A 20,275-nucleotide genomic window follows, 5' to 3' on the forward strand; every position below is an offset into this window, starting at 1 on the left:
CTTTATTGACTGCCATGGGCATTGCTTGGCTCATAACTTAGGCTCCATAAACATAAACAAGACGGCTTTTAGTAACCGGCCCTGCAATGCCGTCTACCTGTAGTTGTTGCGCTTGTTGAAATTCCCTCACACCCGCTTTGGTTTTTGCACCATTAATGCCATCAACCTTGCCGCAATTAAACCCCAACATATTACAACGTCCCTGCACGCCAGAAAGCGTGTCGATTGGATCTAGATTGCCTATTTGTACCGCAAAGCTTTTAGTGGGTGTAGTTTCGCCTGCTTTTAAATATAAATCGACCGTGCCAGTAAGTGCGTCGTTATTATTAAGCTCTACTTCGATAAGCCCATCACTTTGCAGAACGGTATCGATTGCTTGGCTACCTATGTTGAGTACAATACGTTTGCCGGTAATGTCATCACCATCTTCATGAATTATTTGCAGGCGAAAATATTCTTTTTCGTTTTGTACAACAAACGTATTTAGACTGTTAGCGCGCAGCGGCATAAACTTTTCTTTTTTAGGTGGAATATTGATGATATCACCCGGAAAAATTAAATTAGGATCGGGCCGTAGTGCTTTAAACTCCACATTACTGGGATGGTTATATAATGCTGTTGAGGTTTTATAACCATATTGGCGTGCTATGCGTAGCAGTGTTTCGCCTTGTGCGACGGTGTGTTGTTGCGCCATCGTTAAATCCTTTTATACGTCTAAATTAGGTTCCCTCACTGCACCATTTAGGGACAAGTATTTTGTTACATTATACAAAGCTGAAATAATATTCTAGTAAATATTTAACGGGTAAAAATGAAATAGGTTAATATAGATGGGGAATAATGCTGAAAACATTGAACAAAACATAGTTTTATGTTGTTTGAAAAATATACATTATTATAGGGGGAGTTTCTTTGAGTATGAAAAGCCGATTATGCATCGGCTTTTATTTAGATAAACCTAAGTTATTACTGTTATACGGGGTATAAGGTTTTACGCCCAGCCGTCGTAACGTTTGCGGCGCGATAATACGATAGTCAAAATAATACCTAAAAATAAACCTATGAAGGCAATTGCTCCGCCATAAGTTAGTAGCTGACGTTTTTCTTTTGCACCGGCTTGTTGTTTTTCAGTGCGTTCAGCTTCTAAGGTACTTTTTAATTTAGCAATCTGCTCTGATAGAGCACTATTTTGGTCAGTTAAAGTTTGGCTTTGCTCTTGTAGCTGCGGTAATTCAATCTGTGCTTGACGAAGTTGCTCTTGCATTGATGCCATTTCAGCACTGAGTGTGCGGTATTGTTGGTGAATACCTGGAGTTTTAGAAACAAATTTAGCTTCTACCCAGCCTTCTCGTTCTTTATCATCAATAACTTTAACAAAGCCATTTTCTTCAGCAGATAGCTGGGTTAGCTTTGTACCAGCATCAACAGAGCCAATAATGCGATAATTTTTACTCGCGCCAGAGTGCATAAATGTATAAAGATTATCGACTATATAAGCGGTGTTTGCATCGCTAGCTGAATTGCTTTCTTCTGCGTGACTCATAAATGCGGCCGCTGCGAATAGCAAAGCTAATAAAGAATGTTTAAACATCAATCTACCCTGTTAATGTAACCGTCTGTGGGACAGCAATCGTATTATTCATAGTTAAGTATTGAGATAGTATGGATTTAGCGCGCTAATAGCAAGACTGATATTGTAATCATGGCTGCTGTTTGCTGATTCAAATAAGCTAAAAAATTTGCAATGTTGGGCAGCTTTGTTTATTTTGAGCTCTTATTTATTTTAAAGGTAATCCTCAAGCCTAATGGATACTGAGATAGAACTGAAGTTTTTGGTGTCAGACGCCGTAATCCCACTGATCCCCGCGTTAATTACTCAATTTGCAAAAACGGTTACTAATAAACCTTCGCGTAGTTTACAAAATGCTTATTTTGACACGCCAAGCCGTGAATTAAGAGCGCTCGATATCGGTTTTCGTACCCGCTGTGCTGATAATCAATGTGAGCAAACTATCAAGCTTGCTGGAGAAGTTATGGGCGGGTTGCATCAACGACCTGAATATAATTTACCGCTGGAAAGTAGCCGACCAAATATAACTGCATTTGATGCCAGTATTTGGCCGCATGGTATGCAAATAAGTGCAATTGCCGCTAATCTTTATCCTATTTTTAGTACTAACTTCATTCGTCGTACTTGGCTTATTGAAACCGACAGTGGCGCTAAAATTGAAGTAGTGTTAGATAAAGGTGAAGTATCTGCATCGGGTTTGATGGAGCCAATTTGTGAGCTTGAAATTGAACTGGTTGAAGGCAGCCGCGATGAATTATTTGCTTTAGCAGATAAGTTAGTGAGTCAAAGTAATATTCGATTAGGGCTATATTCTAAAGCAGCTCGTGGTTATCGCCTTGCGGATGAAAAACCACTTAAGCCAAGTAAATCAATTGGCTTTGTATCGTTACCTAAATATGCAACACAAGAGCAAGCACTTATAGCCGCAATTGGCTTTGGTATTCGTTTTGTACAAAAACATGAACAGTGTTATTTCGATAAACCGAGTTTAAAGACTCTGAAACGAGTGACCGATGGTATTAGTTTAATCCGTCATACGTTTTGGTTATTTGACGATATTGTTGATAAAAACACCACCGAGCTATTACGCACCGAGCTAAAATGGCTATTAAGTGAATTAGCATGGGTTGAAAACGCGATTCAACTAAAAACCTACACATCTAAGCGCCACGCATACTATAAAAAAATCAACAGTGCACCTGAGTTAACGCAAGTTATTAATGACTTAAAAGAGCTACAGCCAAGTATTGATGATATTAATCGGTTGTTTCATAGCGCTCGCTATAACCGCTTATTATTGTCTTTAACCACCTGGCTGGTGGATAAGCAATGGCGTAAAAGTTGGGGGCAAGTACAGTTTCAAGCAGCTGAAAAACCAGTCGCTGAGATTGCTAATCGATTATTTGAAAAAGATTGGCAAGACCTTCATCAGTTACTGCCAGAACAAAAAACACTGACTGTTAAGGATTACTTGGATTTACGTATGCGTTTAGAAAACAGCTTACTCAGTGGTAACTGTTTAGGTTCGTTATTTGAAAAAGATGAACGCAGTGAGTTTCGTATTCCATGGTTAGATATTTCACACGGCATGTACGAGCTCAGCACGCTTGAGTATCTAAAGCAGTTATGTGCAGGACAAGATGATGAAGAGCTGGCAAAAATTCAAAGCTGGCTTGAAAGAAAGTCTGAATTCTTGGTCGACGCAATGGAACAAAGCCGTTTAGCTTCATATAAAATATCACCTTACTGGCAGTAATCGCGTTTAAGCCAGTACATAGGGAATACACATGGTACGGCGGGTATTATTACTAATGCTGCTCTTTAGTGCCGATGCGCTCAGTGATGTTCAGCATTGGCAACTCTGGAAACAGCATGATGGTGCAAGTGTGTACTACAAAAAACATGACAATGGTATTTTTGAAGTGCAGGCTGAGATCACTATTGAAGGTGTCACGGCCAATGACTTTATGACATTGCTAAGTGATACTAACAGCGCGCCGTTATGGATTGATAATGTTACCCATGTGAAAGTGTTGGAGCGATTAAGTCCCTCAGAAACTATTGTACATACCGAGTTTGAGTCGCCGTGGCCACTCACTGATCGCGATATGGTTAGTTACTCATGCTACCAACAACTGAACGGCACCCAGACTAAGTTAACGATTACAGCAAAAACAGGGGAGCTTGCAAAGCGCCAAGCTGTGATCCGTATCACTGATCTAAAAGCACATTGGTTATTAACTCAACATAGCAGTGAAGGGCAATCATTGTTAACTATAACATATGAAATATACGCTAATCCTGGTGGTGCAATTCCGCATTGGCTAAGCAATAAAGTGGGATTAGAAAGTGCAATGCATACCTTGCTTGCTCTTAAATTACGCCTAATCAATAAAACCTATCAAACCAATCAGCAAGTAAGCCAAGTTGGTAATTGTAGTCACATCAATAAACAATAGCGTGTTAATTCTAACAATTGGTATAATCTGGATAGCTAGTTAACTCCTTGTTACTACTTTGTTTAATTGAACTTTTATTACAAATAATTACAAAAAAAATATTGTTGCTGTAACTTAAATCGGTAATATTCCCGCGCTGGGAACATACTACTTTAAGGACCGTAAAGTGTTTGCATCATCAGTTGCAGGATCAAGCCGTTGGTTTTCATTTGTTAACGAAAGTTGGCGCATCGCTACATTATGGCTAGCGGGTGTTCTATTGTTTATGAGCTTTCGGGTTTTCTTTTTAGTCTACTTTCATGACCGGATCACCACACCAATTGATCTTAACGTTATTTTAAACACCTTAGAAACAGGGTTTGCTTTTGACTCAGCTGCCAGTGGTGTGTGTTTTAGCATTCCTTTTTTATTAAATTGTATTTTACAGCCGATGCGCTTAGGTCATTGGGTAAGAATGGTGCGTAACTTTACGGGTAAGCTTTTTTTTGTAGTCGCTATTTTACTCTGTATAACCAGTATTACGTATATTGCAGAGTACGGTAGCCAATTCAATTACTTTATGTTTGAAGGGTTGCACGATGATCAGCAAGCAATTGCTTTAACCGTGATTGAACAATATCGGCCATGGGGTAGTTTTCTGGGGTTATTAGCACTGTTGGTGGTTGCATTTAAGTTATGCGAGCGCGTTGATAAGCAGTCGAATAGCTTTTTACAGCGCATTTTTACTGACTGTAAATGGAAGCGTACGTTGTTAATTAGCATCATTGTGGTGTTATTTATCTGTGCTATTCGTGGTTCTTTTGAGTCTCGTCCGGCATCACGAAAGTGGTCTGCGGTAACGCCGGACCCATTTATTAATAATTTGGTGATCAATCCATTTCGCAGCTTTTTTTATGCCATTAAAGATTACAACGATCTACAAAGCCATGGCGTAAACGGTGAAAATCCATATTTAAGCCATAACTCAGGGCTTGATGCCTTACCTTTAAATGCGCTGAGTAAACATACGACAGCGCCTTTGTTAGCTGCACCGTCACAGGTATTTGTAATTGTTATGGAAAGTTATGATTCTTGGCCGTTACAACAAAAGTATGCTGCACTTAATTTAACTAATCAGTTAAAAAACCTAGCTAGTAAAGGTATTTACCTAGATAACGTTTTACCTGCAGCTAGCAGTACCATGAATTCGCTATCCAGTATTGTATCTGGGATCCCTTATGCAGGGGTTAATATGAGTTTGATTGGGCCACAAAACCCAAGTAGCAAGCTATCGTTATTTAATCAATTCGAGCAGTTAGGGTACACCAGCCAGTTTTTTTATGGTGGTTTATTATCGTGGCAAAATGTCGGTGAGTACGTTCTATCCCAAGGTGTTGATAAGGTCTATTCAGCTATCGATGCTGGTGGCAAAGGTAGCGCCGGTGTCTGGGGCATTGATGATGGTCAGCTATTTGATTTGGTAGCAGAAAAAACAACGAAAAAAAGTTTTAATGTGATCCTCTCAGGTAGTTATCATGGCCCGTTTAATCTCGATTTAGATAAATATAACTACCCTTATAAGTCGGTTGCAGATTATCCAGCTGAGATAAATAAATTAGCTGGGGAGTTATTAGATCCTTATGTATTAGGGCACTTATGGTATGCAGATAAAATGCTGGGTGGGTTTGTGGCTAAGATGGAGCAACGTTATCCAGATGCATTATTTGTCATTACCGGGGATCATTATAGTCGCCGTAACTTTCATCAGCGCCCAAATTTATATGAGTTAACTCATGTGCCGATAGTGATTTATGGCAAAGGTGTTAGTGCAGATTTAGTGCCTGCCCAACAAGTGGCAAGCCATATGGATATCGCTCCAACATTATTAGATTTAATTGCGCCAGCAAATACTCAGTTTTATAGCATGGGACAATCATTATTTAATGCAGCGCCAGATAGGAGGGTATTTGGTTTTCAAACAATACGTCACAATGAACAGCTCTGGCGTGGTGATTTATCGGCGCTTTATGAGTATTATAGGGTTAATGAGCGGGATAAAACTCAGCTTTTACCGACAACACCATCGCAATTTGTTGAAATTGATGCACAGACAGAGCAAGCATATACCCAGTATATGGCGACAGCTTGGCAGTTATTAACTCAAGGCATGGATTAAGGTAATGGTTTTACCCATCACCCGATAAGCAACACTTACACGCTAAAGATCATAAAATGACTAAACCAGAAATTAACTTAGTAAACAAACCCAACGGCATAGGAATTGGGCGTATTTTAAAAGCAACTAAATGCTCAATTAAAGGTTTTAAAGCCGCATTTAAGGAAGAGTCGGCCTTTCGTAATGAGCTTGCGCTAGGGCTTGTATTATTGCCATTATCATTTTGGCTAGCGCAATCATTACAGCACTGGGTGATACTTATAATCAGCTTTTTGTTATTGTTGATTGTTGAGTTGCTAAATTCAGCAATTGAAGCATTAACAGATCGAGTCGGTGTTGAATATCATGTGTTATCAGGGCGAGCGAAAGATATTGCTTCAGCGGCTGTGACATTAGCACTGATAGTGTTATTTATTGTATGGGCTGTGGCTGGGTATGAAAAGATAATTACATTGATAGGTTAGGAAGTTAGGCAAAACGTTACAGGCTTTGAGCGACAAGCTTCGAATACACCCAAGTCACTTTCTAGAACCGAGCTTTAATTGCGCGGGGTAAACCCGCGCCTACGTCTGGTAGCAGCGAGTTTATCTCGCGATAAACACTTTATCCTTCGCGGTGGCAAGCCACTCGCCTACAAGTAATATCCACCGCGCTCCTGTAGGTCGCCATTTATGGCGACAAGCCTATTTACCTCCGAGGGTAGGAGGCGCTGTGCGCTACACCGAGAAGACAAAAGTAAAGTTAATTACTTACAGGTTTTCCTCTATGAACTCTGTGGTGAAATTATTAAAGAATAGGTTTGCACCAAGAGTAGTGAATAAGGGGGGAAATACCACTGGCTTCGAACACGCCCTAACTCCTAGCCACTTCCTAGAACCTAGTTTTAATTTTGCGGGGTAAACTCGCGCCTACGTCTGGCAGCAGCGAGTTTACCTCGCGACAATAACCTACGCATTTACAACAACATAATCAGCAGGCATAAAAAAAGCGCCAATTGGCGCTTTTTTGTATTCACACAATGGCTAATATTAAAGACCAGCTGCTGCGCGAAGTGCGTCTGCTTTATCTGTGCGTTCCCAAGGGAATTCATCACGACCAAAATGCCCGTAAGCTGCAGTTGGTAGATAAATAGGGCGCTCAAGATCAAGCATTTTAATTAAGCCATATGGACGTAAGTCAAAGTGTTCACGAATCAATTCAATTAAACGTGATTCTTCAAGCTTGCTGGTACCAAATGTTTCAACACTGATTGACGTTGGCTCTGCAACACCGATTGCGTAAGAAACTTGTAGCTCACATTTGTCAGCAAGGCCCGCAGCAACGATGTTTTTAGCAACGTAACGTGCAGCGTACGCAGCTGAACGGTCAACTTTTGATGGATCTTTACCTGAGAATGCACCGCCACCGTGACGAGCCATGCCGCCATAGGTATCAACGATAATTTTACGACCAGTAAGACCACAGTCACCCATTGGGCCACCGATTACAAAACGGCCAGTCGGGTTAATGAAAAACTTAGTTGCACTAGTGATAAGCTCAGCAGGCAGTACCGGCTTGATAATTGTTTCCATCACAGCTTCTACTAAATCTTTTTGTGAAATGTCTTCACTGTGTTGAGTAGAAAGTACCACAGCGTCAATACCTACTGGCTTGCCGTTTTCATATGCAAAAGTAACTTGTGATTTTGCATCAGGACGTAACCAGTTTAGCTCGCCGCTTTTACGTACTTGCGCTTGACGCTGTACTAAACGGTGTGAGTAAGTGATTGGTGCAGGCATTAATACTTCAGTTTCATTACATGCGTAACCAAACATTAGGCCTTGGTCGCCAGCGCCTTGTTCTTCTGGGCTAGTACGGTCAACACCTTGGTTGATGTCAGGAGACTGCTTACCAATCGTGTTTAAAATTGCACACGAGTCGGCATCAAAACCCATATCAGAATGAGTGTAGCCAATTTCACGTACAGTTTTACGTGTGATTTCTTCGATATCAACCCATGCGCTAGTAGTGATTTCACCACCAACCATAACCATACCAGTCTTTACGTAAGTTTCACACGCAACACGGGCATGAGAATCTTGTTCTAAGATGGCATCTAGTACCGCGTCAGAGATTTGGTCCGCGATTTTATCCGGATGACCTTCAGAAACAGATTCAGAAGTAAATAAATGTTTTGCCATTGTCTTTGCTCACAAATATTGCGCTTCACAAACGTCGGTAAGAGCGCTAAAAAATTTAGGGGCGTATTTTATCTAAAACAACGATAGTTGCATAGTGTTTTTACGCCTAGACGTCTAAATAAAATTACTAATAACTTTTTGTTCTTAAAAAAAATTCATAATGCCCAATTTAATCAGGTTTTTAATTGCATACAGCCCCTACAATAAGTAAGAATGGATCTTCAAATGAATACACACAATAACCAGCGCAAATACAGTAAAGGTAGGAGAATCCATGCCGTCTCGCAAAGAACTTGCAAATGCTATTCGCGTCTTATCAATGGACGCAGTACAAAAGGCCAAATCTGGCCACCCTGGAGCCCCTATGGGCATGGCTGATATCGCAGAAGTACTATGGCGCGATTATCTAAACCACAACCCAACAAATCCAGAGTGGGTAGATAGAGATCGATTTATACTTTCCAATGGCCACGGTTCAATGCTTATTTATTCTCTATTGCATTTAAGTGGTTATGATTTACCAATTGAGGAAATTAAAAACTTCCGTCAAATGCATTCAAAAACACCAGGACACCCAGAATATGGGTATGCGCCAGGTATTGAGACTACTACGGGCCCACTTGGTCAAGGGATCACTAACGCGGTAGGTATGGCGATTGCTGAAAAAGCATTAGCCGCGCAATTTAACCGCGAAGGTCACGATATTGTTGATCACCACACATATACTTTCTTAGGCGATGGTTGCTTAATGGAAGGTATTTCTCATGAAGCATGTTCACTTGCCGGCACATTAGGCCTAGGTAAGCTTGTTGCGTTTTGGGATGACAACGGTATTTCAATTGATGGTGAAGTTGAAGGTTGGTTTAGCGATGATACACCTGCACGCTTTAAAGCCTACGGTTGGCATGTAGTAAGTGACGTTGATGGCCATGACTCTGACGCTATCCGCGCAGCCATCGAAGAAGCACGCAGCATCACCGACAAGCCAACACTAATTTGTTGTAAAACAGTTATCGGTTATGGTTCACCAAATAAATCAGGTAGCCATGATTGTCACGGCGCACCACTAGGTGAAGACGAAATCAAAGCAGCACGCGAGTTCCTTGGTTGGACTGGTGAAGCATTTGAAATCCCAGCTGATATTTATGCACAATGGGATGGCAAAGAAAAGGGTAAACAACTTGAAGCTAACTGGGATGAAAAATTTGCCGCGTACGCCGCTGCACACCCAGAACTAGCCGCTGAATTTAAACGCCGTACTAGTAGTGAGTTGCCAGCAGATTGGGCTGAAAAATCACAAGCATATATTGAGCAACTAGACGCAAATCCAGCAAACCCAGCATCACGTAAGGCATCGCAAGACGCACTGAATGCATTTGGTCCATTACTGCCTGAATTTATGGGCGGATCAGCTGATTTAGCCGGTTCTAACCTGACTATTTGGAAAGGCTCTAAAGGCTTAACACGCGATGATGCCAGCGGTAACTACATCTATTACGGTGTACGTGAGTTTGGTATGTCGGCGATTATGAATGGTATTGCATTGCATAAAGGCTTTATTCCTTACGGCGCAACTTTCCTAATGTTTATGGAATATGCACGTAATGCTGTTCGTATGGCTGCACTTATGAAAGTGCCAAGCATTTTTGTATACACACACGATTCAATCGGTTTAGGTGAAGATGGTCCAACTCACCAACCAGTAGAGCAAATTGCTAGCATGCGTTTAACGCCAAACTTAGTTAACTGGCGCCCGTGTGACCAAGTTGAGTCTGCGATTGCATGGCAACAAGCGATTGAACGCCAAGATGGTCCAACATCACTTATCTTTACTCGCCAAGGCCTTGAGCAACAAACTCGCTCTGCGCAGCAATTAAGCGACGTGAAAAAAGGTGGTTATGTGCTGAGCTGTGATGGCGAGCCTGAGCTTATCTTAATCGCAACTGGTTCTGAGGTGCAATTAGCACAAGATTCAGCCGCGCAACTGCGTAAGCAAGGTAAAAAAGTACGTGTTGTCTCTATGCCATCGACCGATGTATTTGATGCACAAGACGCTGCTTATAAAGAAAGTGTACTACCAGCTGCAGTTTCACGCCGCGTAGCCGTAGAAGCAGGTATTGCTGACTACTGGTATAAATATGTAGGTTTAAACGGCGCTGTAGTAGGTATGACCACCTTTGGTGAGTCAGCACCAGCTAATGCGCTGTTTGAGCACTTTGGCTTCACGGTAGAAAACATCGTAAACAAAGCAAACGAATTGTTTTAACCTTAAAGGTTAAAATGTAAAAAGCCCGCACTGTGTTAAACGCAGTGCGGGCTTTTTTATACAGAGCTGTAAGCTTTAAGCCGTCAGCTATCAGCTATCAGCTATCAGCTATCAGTTTTAAGTCTGAGGCGCAGTGCTAGGGAAAAGCCGTAGGAGGGTGCTTTAGCCCCGATTTTATAGGCGCTTCAGTCCCGATGTTATGTTGTTTAAGTCGTTCTATTTGATTTCTCTTAAGCTGAAAAAAAACTTAGTGATAGTAATATCTTAGCTAATTTGTTAAAACTATATAAAGTAGAAAGTGAGCGTTAATTCAGCAGAAATATTTGCGAACAGCGCACTATAAAATTTTTAGGGCTGTCATAAAATATTTTACTTTTATTTAGAATGTTATATGGAATCTCTAGATTTGATTTGAGAATAATAATGGAAAATGAATCATTGGTAGAAACTAGACAAAATTTGGCTAGGCTTCCCGGTTCCTATGGCTTACATATTACGGATGCTCAGGAGCGATTTAGCTCTGCCTATGTGAAGTTGATGTGCGCAGCTGCGAAGATTAACTATAGTGAGCCCACGTCTGATAATGAGAGTGTCGATATTGAACTCATTGGTAAAGGATTTCAAGGTCGTTGGAAAAGACCGCGGATTTTGGCACAGCTTAAGTGTACGTCTAACTACAAATATATAGACATGGAAAAACAAGAACTGAGTTTTCCTCTACCTGTAAAGAATTATAATGACCTAAGAGAAGTTGACGACCTACCAAAGATTTTGATCGTAGTTTTTTGCCCTAAGGACAATCATGATTGGGTTCAGTATTCATCACTTCAGTCGAAAGTTAGGTTTTCAGGTTATTGGGTTAGCCTTGAAGGTGAGCCAGCAGTCAACAATAAAACTAGTGTGATAGTGAAAGTTCCTTTCACTCAGGCTTTTAACAATCTCACACTCATAGAATTGATGGAACAATATAGTGCTAGAGGGTTAATAATATGAGTCCAAAATTACCCTTAAATGACGTAACCAAGTACCTAGCTGGAAATGGCTGGCACAAATCATCTGAAATTAGAGACACCTTTCAGATTTGGCATAGTCGAGAGTTTCCTGAGTCAGAAGTAACGCTACCATTGAGTGAAGATCACAAGCGTTATGATGCACTCCTATTGGATACAATAGAAGAGCTATCTGCATACCTGAAAGTATCCCATGAAGCTTTGATCAAACAAATATCACCACAGGACTTTGACGCCATAATGGTTAGAGCGATTGCTTATGATGTTCAAAATGGATCAATTCCATTTGATGATGGTATAAAACTTCTATCTTCCTCTTATCAATTACTTAAACATTGTTCGAGAAAGATACAAAAATTTAAGAACAAGAACAAGCATTTGGGTAGTTATTACAACAATATTGGAATGGGACAAACTCAGATAGGTAGTTATGTTGTAGCTATCCATTCTCCTCTATACCGTGTAAATAGTGAGGAAGAGCCTACCTTGTTTTGTAGCAATTCATCCCTTGGTAGGATGATTAATAAGCTGTTTTATTCGAAATTAGCTAAGGTTTCTTCTGTCTTTGAGCGTGAATCAGATATTGAATCGATTACTCAGAAACTGCTTGAGCTAGGTGTAGATAAAAAAGATTGTGATGCGCTATTAGATATATTTGGTTTAAAAACCCATAGAGATATTGAAATTAAAGTTAATTGGTCTTCAAAAGAGTCCATTGAAGAGAAATATCAGAGTCTAATATCGTTTTACTCTAAAGATGCTCAAAAAATAGTTGAATATCGAGAAGTTTTGAAAGCAAAGAAGACCGAAAAAAGCATTCAGCTTTCTGGTGAGGTTGCTGATTTACATAGAGGTTATGACGATGATTTAGGGCGAGCTAAACTTAGGGCTAAATATCAGAATAGGGAGGTTAGCGTTTCTTTCACCGTTAGCGAAGATCTTTATCCAGTAATAGCTCATGCTCATGTAGAAAAAAAAATAGTGACACTTACTGGCGAGTTGGAAGTAATCAAAGTGGACAATAGAGTATCAGCTAATTTTAAGTCGCTTTCTGATTGTCAATTGTGCGAAAACCTAGAATTCAAGGAATTTGATAGGATGCAGGAACCCCCTGACAAAGCATCTAGAAGCGATTCATAACGCGCGGTATTTTTCTGTGGTCAATCTTAGTGTTTAAGAAGCAATACCGAAGTTTCGGTATTGCGTTACTTACATCTTAACGAGGCGTTTCCACTGTGAATCACTTGTACACCAACAGTGATTAAATAATTTATTTAGCTCTTAAACCCTTGACGCGCTAAAGCACGACCTGCAATGTCAGCACCTAGCATCATGAACATTTCTCACATCACTACACTTGCATGCTATGCGTCCTTAAGGCAATGTGGTCGCAGTTAAATTATAAATCAAAGAACAGGAGTGAGGATGTCTCAGTTTGATAATGTAAGTGTTGTTAAAACAGCGAACGTATATTTTGACGGTAAAGTATCAAGTCGTACCGTGGTTTTTGCTGATGGCAGCACTAAAACGTTAGGTTTTATGCAACCGGGTGAGTTTGAATTTGCTACGAGCAAAAAAGAATTGATGGAATTAAACGGCGGCCAGTGGGATGTATTACTCCCTGGTGAGACGAAATGGCAAACGATGTCAGCAGGGGAGTCTTTTAACGTTGATGCTAACGTTACCTTCCAAGTAAAAGTGACTGACTTTGCTGATTACTGTTGTTCGTATACTTAATATACAAATTAAGTGTCACGCTGAAAGCCCGCCATGCGCGGGCTTTTGCATATTTAATGTGACTAAATTGATCTGCATCAGCTGTAATAACAAATAAATTTCATATTTATGCTTTTCTGCCTTGTGTTAATCTAAATAGCCCCCAATACTAGTTATGAGGTAACATAAAAAAGGATACCCTATGAAAATTAATCTTTCTGGTCACCATGTTGACGTTACTGACTCTATTAGAGAGCACATCAACGAAAAATTTTCAAAAATTGCGAGTCATTTTCCATCTCTGATCGCACTAGATATCATTCTTTCAAAAGAGCATCATAAGCTCCAAGCAGAAATCAGTACCATATACGAAGGCGCGCGTTTATCCGTTAAAGGTGAGAACGAAGTTCTTTATCCAGCTATTGCAAACGCGGCTAAAAAACTCGATGCAGCACTAAAGCATCGTAAAGGCCAAATTAAAGCCAATTTACATGAAAAACCGGTGAGCACTACACCTGAAATTGCTCATGAAATTATTCAAGAAATGGACCTACGTTAAATAATAAAGACGCTAGATCTTAGGCAACTAGGATCTAGCGATTTACATCTAAAGGACTAGTCCTCTAAACCTCCGCTTTACTCTTTATTTCTTAATTAAAACGCTGTAACTTGCTTATTATTAACCATAAGTAATAAGTACACAGATGCAGTCAGCAGTATCAATTTGGCAAACTCGTTTAAACGCACTAGGTCCCGGTATTTTAATGGCGACCGCTGCAATTGGTGGCTCACATTTAGTGGCATCAACGCAAGCAGGGGCTATTTTTGGCTGGCAGCTATTTTGGTTAATCCTCGTTGTTAACGTGCTTAAGTATCCGTTTTTCCGCTTTGGTATCGAGTACACGCTAGCCACAAAAAAAAGCTTAGTTGAAGGCTATCAAAGTAAAGGCCCATGGTTTTTTTATAGTTTTATTGGGTTAAATATTATTGCTGCGGTAGTCAATACCGCTGGTGTGCTGCTATTAACGGCCAGTTTATTACACTACGCTTTACCGATTGCTATTTCAGTGACTTTACTGTGTTGGTTGATCCTCGCCGTTTGCTTAGTCATTTTATTACTTGGGCACTTTAAAGCACTCGATAACGTCGCAAAGGCTATTATGGGGCTACTTACACTAGCAACAGTCATTGCCCTAGCTATTGCATTTAGTAACGGCCCAATGGCACCTGCTGATTACGTTGGCCCATCTCCCTATGAACTTGCTATGCTGGGTTTTATGGTGGCATTGATGGGTTGGATGCCTGCACCGATTGAAATCTCAGCATTAAGCTCATTATGGCTTAAAGAAAAGCAAAGTCAGCAAAGCGTGACTAAGGCTCAGGGGTTGTTTGATTTTAATTTAGGTTATTGGTTAACCGCAGGGCTGGCATTAGTATTCTTTTCACTTGGTGTGCTAGTGCAATATGGGCAAAGCGCGAATATAGAGCTCGGCGGCGTGGCATTTGCTAAACAGCTTATTGATATGTATGCCCTGACCATAGGTGAATGGGCACGACCATTAGTTTCAATTATCGCGTTTTTGTGTATGTTTGGCACAACTTTAACCGTGCTTGATGGCTACGCCCGCACATTAAACGAATCACACAAGTTATTAGGTTTTAAACAAAGTAAGCACAGCTTAAATATCTGGTTGATAGTACAATCTTTGGCGGGGATGGCGGTGATCTTATTCTTTAAATCAGCCCTTGGCCCTATGCTTACTTTTGCCATGACGCTAGCATTTTTGACTACGCCGATTTTTGCATGGCTGAACTTCAGCTTAGTTCGCTCAGTGCCAAGTATTCAGCATTCCAAAGTAATACAAAGCTTGAGCTGGTTAGGACTGATTTATTTAGTTGGCTTTGCGTTGGTATTTTTGGTTTGGCAGCTTGGTTAACTTAAAAGGTAAGATGCCTAGCTGCAATGTGCGCGGGGTAAACCCGCGCCTACGTATTGGTAGCAGCGAGTTTACCTCGCCACGGGCTGCGAGCTTCGAATACTAGAACCTAGCTACTACCTAAAACCTAGCCCCTATTTTTCAATTACTTCAGGCTTACTTGAAAAAATCATCGTCGTTTTTAGCAAGCATAGCTTCAATATCTTCAATCATATCTTGGCTTAAATCATCTGCAGAGGTTATTGGTGCAGAGATTTTATTGTTTTCAAACGACCATTCGCCTAAATCAATTAACTGACAGCGTTTTGAACAAAAAGGGCGGTGCGGACTTTTTTCTGACCATTCGACTTGGGTTTTACACGTTGGGCAGCTTACAACTGTTGGCATAACATCTTCTCATACATATTGTTTACGATTTATAACTCTAAAACCTAGAAAGCTAGGTTTTAGGATCTTAAAAACTAGTTACTCGGTTTATCTCGGCTAATGAAGTCATACCGGCGGCAGCTTTTCTGAGGCCTGATAAACGCAAGTTATTAAAGCCTGACTTTAACGATACTTCAGCAATTTCTAGTGAATTACCGCCACGCATAATGATTTGCGCTATTTCTGGAGTAATCTGCATTACTTCATAAATACCCACACGACCTTTGTAGCCATCAGTGCAGCTATCGCAGCCTTTGGGTGCAAATAAAGTGAGTTCAGTTATTTGTTCAGGGCTAAAACCTTGGCGTTGTAACTCTTCGTCCGGCAAGCTTTCAGGTGCTTTACATTTAGGGCATAAACGTCGAGCTAAGCGCTGTGCGATAATTAAGCTAATCGAGCTGGCAACGTTATAAGCAGGTACACCCATATTAAGTAAACGGGTTAGGGTTTCAGGTGCAGAGTTAGTATGTAAGGTCGATAATACCAAGTGACCAGTTTGCGCCGCTTTAATAGAAATTTCAGCGGTTTCAAGATCTCGGATCTCACCGACCATCACCACATCAGGATCTTGACGTAAAAACGCTTTTAGCGCATTAGCAAAGGTCATCTCTGCGCGCGGGTTAATTTGTACTTGGTTGATACCTTCAAGGTTAATTTCAACCGGATCTTCTGCAGTGCTAATATTACGCTCTGGTTGGTTAAGAATATTCAAACCAGTGTAAAGCGATACTGTTTTACCCGAGCCGGTAGGGCCGGTAACTAAAATCATGCCTTGCGGTTGTTGCAGCGCATCCATATAGAGCTTTTTCTGCTCAGGTTCGTAACCCAGTACATCAATGCCAAGCATGGCACTGGATGAATCAAGGATACGCATTACTATTTTTTCGCCCCACAAAGTCGGCAGCGTACTTACCCGGAAATCGATACTTTTACGTTCGGTGATTTTAAGTTTGATACGGCCATCTTGTGGTTTACGTTTTTCGGCAATATCTAAGCGTGCCATTACTTTTATCCGCGCTGATAAACGCGTAGCTAAGCTGTTCGGCGGGCTGGCCATTTCATGTAAAATGCCATCGATACGAAAACGCACGCGGTATTTATGTTCGTAAGGTTCAAAGTGTAAATCCGAGGCGCCTTTTTTAATTGCATCCATCAAAATTTTATTGATGTAGACGATAATTGGGGCATCGTCTTTTTCGTCTTCGCCGTTGTTTTGTATTTCGCGAGGGCTTTCGGTATCTAACTCACTAAATTCTTTAAATTCTTCATCGCTTAAATGCAAACTACCAGAGGCATCAAGCAATTGCTCTATTTTGGCTTCAAGCTGGCGATAATCAACAACGACCACCTCACAGGCAAGCCCTGTACTGAATTCAAAGTTTTCAAAAGCACCATAATCAGTCGGATCCGACGCGGCAATGTAGAGTTTACGGCCTTTTTTAATTAAAGGCAGAATATGATGATCTTTGATCAGTTTTTCTTTAACAAGCTCTTTGGGGATCAGCTCGACGTCAAACTCACGTATATCAAAATAAGGCACTCGGAATAAGTCGATGCATTGCTCGGCAAGTTCATGACCATCAATACCGCTGCATTTTGCGATCAACTCTGCAGTTGAGCCATACTCACGTTGTTTGAGTTTGACTGTTTCTGCGTCAATACGGCCAAGCGTAATAAACTTTCTAAGTAATGGTGAATTAATATTCATTGCGCACCTTGGTTAGATCCTTTCATAGCCAGCAATTTATCAGAAAAAAGAATGGTATAACATCAGTCTTGTCGATTTAAGGTAATTTGACAACAAAAAGCTAAAAAGTTTTTGTTTATCACAACCGTTATCATCTTTATTAGTTAACTTTAGCCGTTAGTTGTAAGTAGTTTTGATGAAGTTGCATTATATCCTGCTCAACTAAATGCAATGGGCGGTTGTTATCAATCACATCGTCAGCTCGGTGGCGTTTATCCTCGCGTGACATTTGTGCGGCGATAATACTGCGTGCTTGCTGCTCAGAGGTGTTATCGCGGGCGATAGTACGCTTGAGTTGTATTTCTACAGGAACGTCAATCACTAAAGTGCGATCACAATATTGCTCAAGACCATTTTCAAATAGCAGTGGTGCGACGAGTACCACATATGCGCTGTTTGCAGAGTGTAAATCAGTAAGAGTTTTTTCACGGATCAGTGGATGCAGTAAATTATTAAGCCAAGTTTTTTGCGCTGTATCAGCAAAAATAATCTCACGTAATTGCGCCCGGTTTAAACTGCCGTCGGGGTTTAGCACTTGGGCACCAAAATACTCACTAATAGCAGCTAAACCAGGGCTATGCGGTTTGACTACGTGGCGTGCAATAATATCAGCATCAACCACGGTAATAGCGAGTTTTTCAAACATGGCACTAACGGCGCTTTTTCCGCAACCAATACCGCCGGTTAAGCCCAGCACCCAATTTTTCATCGGTTTATGAGTGGATGCATTCATATTAATAACCTAACAAATTAAAATAAAATACTTGGATTTGTGTGCCCCATAACAAAGTAACCCAACCTGCAATGGCTAAATAAGGCCCAAATGGAATTGGCGTGGCTTTATCTTTGCCTTGAATACTCAATAACGCGATACCAATAATAGCGCCCACTACACTCGATAATAAAACAATGGTGAGTAATGATTGCCAGCCAAGCAATGCGCCAAATACCGCCAGTAATTTAAAATCACCATAGCCCATGCCTTCTTTACCGGTGAGCAGTTTAAATAGCCAAAATACGCTCCAGAGGCTTAAGTAACCACATGCTGTACCAATAATGGCATCTGTTGGGGAGATAGTGATGCCCATTACCGCAGCAATTAATGCTAACCAGACTAAAGGTAAGGTGAGTTGGTCAGGCAGTAGCATATGATCAATGTCAATAAAGGTAAGGGCGACGAGCACCCAAGTAATTAAAATATACAGTAGTGCCTGCTCAGTCGCGCCCAAGGTGTAGGCCACTATTAAGCTTAAAACCGCAGTAAGCATTTCAACAATTGGGTAACGTACTGAAATTGGGTTACTGCAACTAGCGCAGCGACCTTTTAACAATAACCAGCTAATAACAGGAATGTTTTGCCAAGGCTTAATGGCCGTTTTGCATTTTGGGCAAGTAGAGTTAGGCTTGATCAGATTAAACTCAGCTTCTGTATTATCAGCTTTTGTGGGTTTTAAATCGTCAGCCAGTAAAACACGGCATTCTGTTTGCCATTCACGCTGCATCATTATCGGCAACCGGTAAATAACTACATTCAAAAAACTGCCAATACACAGGCTCACTAAGCCAACAGTGAGTAAGTAAAACCATAATTGGTTTTGCATAACAGTGATTATATCGAGAAAGAAATTTTGCATTCGCTAAAACCTAAAATCTAAAAACTACTAAAAGCTCGCACTTACGTGTATGTAGCAGCGAGTTTATCTCGTGACTGTTTATACATTTACACCGATAAACTTATTTTACCACCGAGGGCAGAAAGGTGCTGCGCGCTACACTGAGAGACCAAAGTAAAAAATCACTTATTTCTTCTCTGTGTTCTCGGTGGTGAATTAATCACTGACAGAACTTGAATCTAATTGCGCGGGGTAAACCCGCGACTACGCATTGGTAGCAGCGAGTTTACCTCGCGACTGTTTATACATTTACACAAACAAACTTATTTTACCACCGAGGGCACAAAGGCGCTGCGCGCTACACAGAGAAACCAAAGTAAAATATCACTTATTTCTTCTCTGTGAACTCTGTGTTCTCGGTGGTGAATTAATCACTGACAGAACTTTAATCTAATTGCGCGGGGTAAACCCGCGCCTACGTATTGGTAGCAGCGAGTTTACCTCGCGACTGTTTATACATTTACACCGATAAACTTATTTTACCACCGAGGGCACAAAGGTGCTGCGCGCTACACAGAGAAACCAAAGTAAAAAATCACTTATTTCTTCTCTGTGAACTCTGTGTTCTCGGTGGTGAATTAATCACTGACAGAACTTGAATCTATTGCGCGGGGTAAACCCGCACCTACGCATTGGTAGCAGCGAGTTTATCTCGCGACTGTTTATACATTTACACAAACAAACTTATTTTACCACCGAGGGCAGGAGACGCTGCGCGCTATACAGAGAAACCAAAGTAAAATATCACTTATTTCTTCTCTGTGAACTCTGTGTTCTCGGTGGTGAATTAATCACTGACAGAACTTTAATCTAATTGCGCGGGGTAAACCCGCGCCTACGCATTGGTAGCAGCGAGTTTATCTCGCGACAATGAGATTATTTTCGCGGTGGCAAGCCACTCGCCTACAAGTAATGTCCACAATCAAAAACCTTTCTGCACAAAGAGTAGAATGAGAGCAAATGAGAAAAGCGTTACGGGTTTCGAATACACCCTAGCCACTATTTTTACAATTACTTCTCTAAAGCGCAGCGTTTCTTAATCTCTGTGGTGAATAAATCACTTAAATAAAAAAGATGTTGCATTGCTTAATATAAATTAGGAGCATTCTTGCTTACAGCTTACAGCTTACAGCTTA

17 protein-coding genes are annotated in these 20,275 nt (G+C 40.9%); 10 read left to right on the forward strand and 7 right to left on the reverse strand.

Features of this window, described 5'->3' with window-relative positions; translation table 11 throughout:
• Positions 1–37: 37 nt before the first annotated feature.
• On the reverse strand, positions 38–694 hold the full coding sequence (locus H5232_RS18940) for a peptidoglycan-binding protein (RefSeq protein ID WP_182740849.1): 657 nt from the start codon (positions 692–694) through the stop codon (positions 38–40).
• 297 nt (positions 695–991) lie between these two features.
• Entirely contained in the window at positions 992–1,591 is a 600-nt protein-coding gene (locus H5232_RS18945; RefSeq protein ID WP_149981356.1) for a TIGR04211 family SH3 domain-containing protein, read from the reverse strand.
• A 214-nt stretch (positions 1,592–1,805) separates the two neighbouring features.
• Here H5232_RS18945 and H5232_RS18950 point away from each other — a divergent pair, with 214 nt between their 5' ends.
• From H5232_RS18950 to H5232_RS18965, 4 genes are all read left to right on the forward strand, one after another.
• On the forward strand, positions 1,806–3,326 hold the full coding sequence (locus tag H5232_RS18950) for a CYTH and CHAD domain-containing protein (protein ID WP_182719526.1): 1,521 nt from the start codon (positions 1,806–1,808) through the stop codon (positions 3,324–3,326).
• A gap of 31 nt (positions 3,327–3,357) precedes the next feature.
• Positions 3,358–4,029 (forward strand): START domain-containing protein, encoded by a 672-nt coding sequence (locus H5232_RS18955; protein WP_182719525.1) that lies wholly within the window; start codon positions 3,358–3,360, stop codon positions 4,027–4,029.
• A 166-nt stretch (positions 4,030–4,195) separates the two neighbouring features.
• A complete protein-coding gene (locus H5232_RS18960) occupies positions 4,196–6,184 on the forward strand; it encodes an LTA synthase family protein (RefSeq protein WP_182831330.1) in 1,989 nt (662 codons plus the stop codon).
• 56 nt (positions 6,185–6,240) lie between these two features.
• On the forward strand, positions 6,241–6,648 hold the full coding sequence (locus tag H5232_RS18965) for a diacylglycerol kinase (RefSeq protein WP_182719523.1): 408 nt from the start codon (positions 6,241–6,243) through the stop codon (positions 6,646–6,648).
• A 564-nt stretch (positions 6,649–7,212) separates the two neighbouring features.
• On the opposite strand, the gene metK is transcribed toward H5232_RS18965, so the two are convergent.
• Complete coding sequence (metK, locus tag H5232_RS18970) at positions 7,213–8,364, reverse strand: methionine adenosyltransferase (protein WP_149981353.1); 1,152 nt, start codon at positions 8,362–8,364, stop codon at positions 7,213–7,215.
• A 274-nt stretch (positions 8,365–8,638) separates the two neighbouring features.
• On the opposite strand from metK, the gene tkt reads away from it, so the two are divergent.
• The 6 genes from tkt to H5232_RS19000 all read left to right on the forward strand — a co-directional run bounded on the left by tkt (position 8,639) and on the right by H5232_RS19000 (position 15,293).
• The gene (tkt, locus tag H5232_RS18975; RefSeq protein ID WP_182831331.1) at positions 8,639–10,630 is read left to right on the forward strand and encodes a transketolase; all 1,992 of its coding nucleotides are present in this window, start codon (positions 8,639–8,641) and stop codon (positions 10,628–10,630) included.
• 423 nt (positions 10,631–11,053) lie between these two features.
• Positions 11,054–11,623, forward strand: a complete 570-nt coding sequence (locus tag H5232_RS18980; protein WP_182831332.1) for a DUF4365 domain-containing protein — start codon at positions 11,054–11,056, stop codon at positions 11,621–11,623.
• Positions 11,620–12,780: a hypothetical protein gene (locus tag H5232_RS18985; RefSeq protein ID WP_182831333.1), complete on the forward strand. Its 1,161-nt coding sequence runs from the start codon at positions 11,620–11,622 to the stop codon at positions 12,778–12,780. Before H5232_RS18980 ends, H5232_RS18985 begins: the two co-directional genes overlap by 4 nt.
• A gap of 285 nt (positions 12,781–13,065) precedes the next feature.
• Complete coding sequence (locus H5232_RS18990) at positions 13,066–13,377, forward strand: pyrimidine/purine nucleoside phosphorylase (protein ID WP_145235187.1); 312 nt, start codon at positions 13,066–13,068, stop codon at positions 13,375–13,377.
• A gap of 181 nt (positions 13,378–13,558) precedes the next feature.
• Complete coding sequence (gene hpf, locus H5232_RS18995; protein WP_145235189.1) at positions 13,559–13,915, forward strand: ribosome hibernation-promoting factor, HPF/YfiA family; 357 nt, start codon at positions 13,559–13,561, stop codon at positions 13,913–13,915.
• Between the two features lie 205 nt (positions 13,916–14,120).
• On the forward strand, positions 14,121–15,293 hold the full coding sequence (locus H5232_RS19000; RefSeq protein WP_182831334.1) for an NRAMP family divalent metal transporter: 1,173 nt from the start codon (positions 14,121–14,123) through the stop codon (positions 15,291–15,293).
• Between the two features lie 156 nt (positions 15,294–15,449).
• Here the strand turns inward: H5232_RS19000 and yacG are convergent, their stop codons facing one another.
• The 4 genes from yacG to H5232_RS19020 form a co-directional block, all read right to left on the reverse strand.
• On the reverse strand, positions 15,450–15,680 hold the full coding sequence (gene yacG / locus H5232_RS19005) for a DNA gyrase inhibitor YacG (RefSeq protein ID WP_149981349.1): 231 nt from the start codon (positions 15,678–15,680) through the stop codon (positions 15,450–15,452).
• A 67-nt stretch (positions 15,681–15,747) separates the two neighbouring features.
• The gene (gene pilB, locus H5232_RS19010; protein WP_182719520.1) at positions 15,748–17,427 is read right to left on the reverse strand and encodes a type IV-A pilus assembly ATPase PilB; all 1,680 of its coding nucleotides are present in this window, start codon (positions 17,425–17,427) and stop codon (positions 15,748–15,750) included.
• Between the two features lie 139 nt (positions 17,428–17,566).
• The gene (coaE, locus tag H5232_RS19015) at positions 17,567–18,199 is read right to left on the reverse strand and encodes a dephospho-CoA kinase (RefSeq protein ID WP_149981347.1); all 633 of its coding nucleotides are present in this window, start codon (positions 18,197–18,199) and stop codon (positions 17,567–17,569) included.
• A 1-nt stretch (position 18,200) separates the two neighbouring features.
• Positions 18,201–19,100, reverse strand: a complete 900-nt coding sequence (locus H5232_RS19020; RefSeq protein WP_310736888.1) for an A24 family peptidase — start codon at positions 19,098–19,100, stop codon at positions 18,201–18,203.
• Positions 19,101–20,275: the final 1,175 nt, after the last annotated feature.

The organism is Pseudoalteromonas sp. SG41-5, assembly GCF_014164495.1.
GTDB lineage: Bacteria > Pseudomonadota > Gammaproteobacteria > Enterobacterales > Alteromonadaceae > Pseudoalteromonas > Pseudoalteromonas rhizosphaerae.